2 protein-coding genes, 1 other RNA gene and 1 pseudogene are annotated in these 3,189 nt (G+C 61.5%); all 4 read left to right on the plus strand.

Annotation, left to right across the window (positions count from 1 at the left end; all coding sequences use genetic code 11):
- Positions 1–296: 296 nt before the first annotated feature.
- An RNA gene (gene ffs, locus A3754_RS05510) (signal recognition particle sRNA small type) lies at positions 297–393 on the plus strand.
- Between the two features lie 144 nt (positions 394–537).
- Positions 538–2,430 (plus strand): DNA polymerase III subunit gamma/tau, encoded by a 1,893-nt coding sequence (gene dnaX / locus A3754_RS05515; RefSeq protein WP_063519037.1) that lies wholly within the window; start codon positions 538–540, stop codon positions 2,428–2,430.
- 129 nt (positions 2,431–2,559) lie between these two features.
- Positions 2,560–2,877: a YbaB/EbfC family nucleoid-associated protein gene (locus tag A3754_RS05520; RefSeq protein ID WP_063519038.1), complete on the plus strand. Its 318-nt coding sequence runs from the start codon at positions 2,560–2,562 to the stop codon at positions 2,875–2,877.
- A gap of 24 nt (positions 2,878–2,901) precedes the next feature.
- Positions 2,902–3,189, plus strand: a pseudogene (gene recR, locus A3754_RS05525) (recombination protein RecR); the annotation flags it as partial.

Below are 3,189 nucleotides of genomic sequence, written 5' to 3' on the forward strand. Positions count from 1 at the left end.
GAATGCCTCACGCTATTGCAAGAGGACCGCAGGGCATGGGCAATCAGCTGGCTAAACCTTGAACAGGCTGGCTCCGCACGGGGCACAGGGCTACACTCAAAGTGACTGGGCAGGCGCTTTCGCCGTCCTGCCCAGTCACTTTGAGTGTAGCCCTGTGCCCCGTGCGGAGCCAGCCTGTTCAAGGTTTAGCCAGCTGATTGCCCATGCCCTGCGGTCCTCTTGCAATAGCGTGAGGCATTCGCCACAATGCGCGCTCGTTTCGCGGCTGCCATGCCCGAAGCGCGTTATGGTCGACCCGTCGGTCCCCCCGCAACGATAAGCTGCGAACCCCGCCAGGCCCGGAAGGGAGCAACGGTAGCAGTGGACTTGTGTGCCGGGGTGCGGCTGGCGGGAAGACCGCTCTAATCTCTCCGCTACATGCCGCTCGCTTTCACGTAACACGCTTCTCCCACTGTCCTCCCCCCGGGAACTTCGATAGCATAAGCGCTCTGATTCCAATCCCTTTGTATTGGTGGCCATGATTGCCGCTGGAGTGCTATGAGTTATCAGGTCCTTGCCCGTAAATACCGCCCCCGTACCTTTGATGAACTGGTGGGGCAGGAGCACGTTTCACGGGCCCTGATGCATGCCCTGGATCAGGATCGGCTGCACCATGCCTACCTGTTCACCGGTACACGCGGGGTGGGGAAAACCACCATTGCCCGTATTCTGTCCCGCTGCCTGAACTGTGAGCAGGGTGTCAGTGCCCGCCCTTGCGGCGTATGCCCTACCTGTCAGGAAATTACCGACGGGCGCTTCGTGGATCTGATCGAAGTGGATGCGGCCAGCCGTACCAAGGTGGAAGACACTCGCGAATTGCTCGACAACGTGCAGTACGCACCGACCCGGGGCCGCTACAAGGTGTACCTGATCGATGAGGTGCACATGCTCTCGGCGCATTCGTTCAATGCGTTGCTGAAAACCCTGGAAGAACCGCCTCCCCATGTGAAATTCCTGCTGGCTACCACTGATCCGCAAAAACTGCCGGTGACCGTGCTGTCACGCTGTTTGCAGTTCAGCCTCAAGGCGTTGCCGGCCGAGCAGATTGCCGGGCATCTGAAAGCCTTGCTCGACAAGGAAATGATTCGCTACGAAGAGCCGGCGCTGCTGTCGTTGGGTAAAGCGGCTCAGGGTTCCATGCGCGATGCGTTGAGCCTGACGGATCAGGCGATCGCTTTCGGCAGTGAGCAACTCAGCAGTGAGGCGGTGAACGCCATGCTGGGTACGGTGGACCGCAACCACGTCCTGACGCTGCTGGTGGCGCTGGCGGAGCAGGAGCCCGGTGGTGTGCTGCAGGCGTTGGCGACGGTCAGCGAGCATTGCCCCGGCGAGCTAGCCTTGCTGGATGAACTGATTAGCCAGCTTCACCAGCTGGCGGTGTGCCAGGCGGTGCCCGGCAGCTATGACGAGACCCAGCAACAGCTGGCGGCTGCACTCACTGCGGAACAGATTCAACTGTATTACGACGTGGCCCTGCGGGGCCGTCGTGATTTGCAGGATGCCCCCGATAGCCGCGCCGCACTGGAGATGTTGTTGTTGCGCATGGTGCTGTTTACGCCCAAGGGCGTGCTGGTGCAGGGGGACAGCCCCGCCGCAAAAAAGCCTGAAGCGGCAGCGCCGTCGGCAGAGCCCGGCGGTAAGCCGGATTTGCGTGCCCTGCTGAACAGTCCGGCTGCCGCTGCGTCTCATTCAGAACCTGCTGCTCGGCCCCCCGTGCCGGCTCCTGCCACGGTGACATCCGCGCCCGCTCAGCAAGCGGCTCCGGTAGAGACGCTGGCACCTGCGTCTGCGGATGACGCCCCGCCCTGGGATGAGACGCCGGTTTCTGCGTCTCCCTCGGCCTCGGCGGCCCTGGCCCAGGTGGAAACGCACCAGGCAGAGCCCGTTGCTGAGGCTTCACCAGTGGCCACCCCGGCGCAGAGCGAACCTGGGCCAGACGCAGAGCCCGCTCCTGAGCCAGAAAACCTGGCGCCGCTGGCGGAGCCGACTAGTGAGGCGGAAGTGGCCACCTGGTGGGCCGCCTTGTTGTTGCGCCTGGACGTGGATGGCACGGTGCGCAATATCGCCCGCAATGCGGTGCTGATCAGCCGTGAGGAAAGCGTCTGGACGCTGCGCATCAGCCCCGGGCATCAGGTGCTGGTCAACAAGGAGCGGCTGGAGGAATTGAGCGGTGCGCTGGGCAATTACTTCCAGCGACGCATTCAGGTTCAGGTGGAATTTGAGCAGCAGCCGGGCGCGACCCCGGAGGTAATGGCCGAAGCGCGCCGGCAGGAATTGCTTGCCCAGGCCAAGGACACCCTGCACGCCGACCCGGTGGTGCAGCAACTGGTCACCACCTTTGCGGGGCGATTGGACGAAGAAAGCGTCACCCCGAAAGAGACAGTGGAATAAGTACGCTGGAAGCGAGATGCATGACGCCGGACGCTACAATCAAAATCACAAGCAAAGAGCGCAACAGGCTTGACGCGGCAGCGATGCTTTTAGACTGATCATGCGTCATGCGTTAATTTGGAGTAAACCATGGATTTCGATATTAACAATCTCATGCAGCAGGCCCAGGCCATGCAGGAGAAAATGAAAAAAATGCAGGAAGAGGCCGCCAATAGTGAAGTGGTGGGCGAGTCCGGTGCGGGCCTGGTGAAAGTCACCATGAACGGTCGGCACGATGTGAAAGGCGTGGATATTGATGCCAGCCTGATGAGCGAAGACAAGGAATTACTGGAAGACCTGCTTGCCGCCGCGGTGAATGATGCGGTACGCCGGGTGGAAAAACAGCAGCAGGACAACATGCAGAACATGGCGGGTGGCTTTCCCTTCCCGCCTGGCTTCAAACCGTAAGCTCACCGACGAGACGCCGAGATTGTGAAACACGCGCCGCTGGTCGACCAGCTTATCAACGCCTTTACTTGCCTGCCCGGGGTTGGCCCCCGTTCTGCCCAGCGCATGGCCTATGCGTTGCTGGATCGCGGGCGCGAATCCGGGCGCCGGTTAGGCGATGCGCTCCATGCTGCCATGGACGGCGTGCAGCATTGCCAGCGTTGCCGCAACTATGCTGAAGCAGAACTTTGCCCTGTCTGCGATGATCCGCGTCGCGATGCCTCGCTGGTCTGCATCGTTGCCACCCCCGGGGATGTGCTGGCATTTGAGCAG

The sequence above is a fragment of the Alcanivorax sp. HI0083 genome (genome assembly GCF_001635175.1).

Bases quoted from the DNA above. Each gene is read 5' to 3' on its own strand.
- dnaX (WP_063519037.1), top strand. From the start codon at position 538: ATGAGTTATCAGGTCCTTGCCCGTAAATACCGCCCCCGTACCTTTGAT.
- A3754_RS05520 (WP_063519038.1), top strand. From the start codon at position 2,560: ATGGATTTCGATATTAACAATCTCATGCAGCAGGCCCAGGCCATGCAG.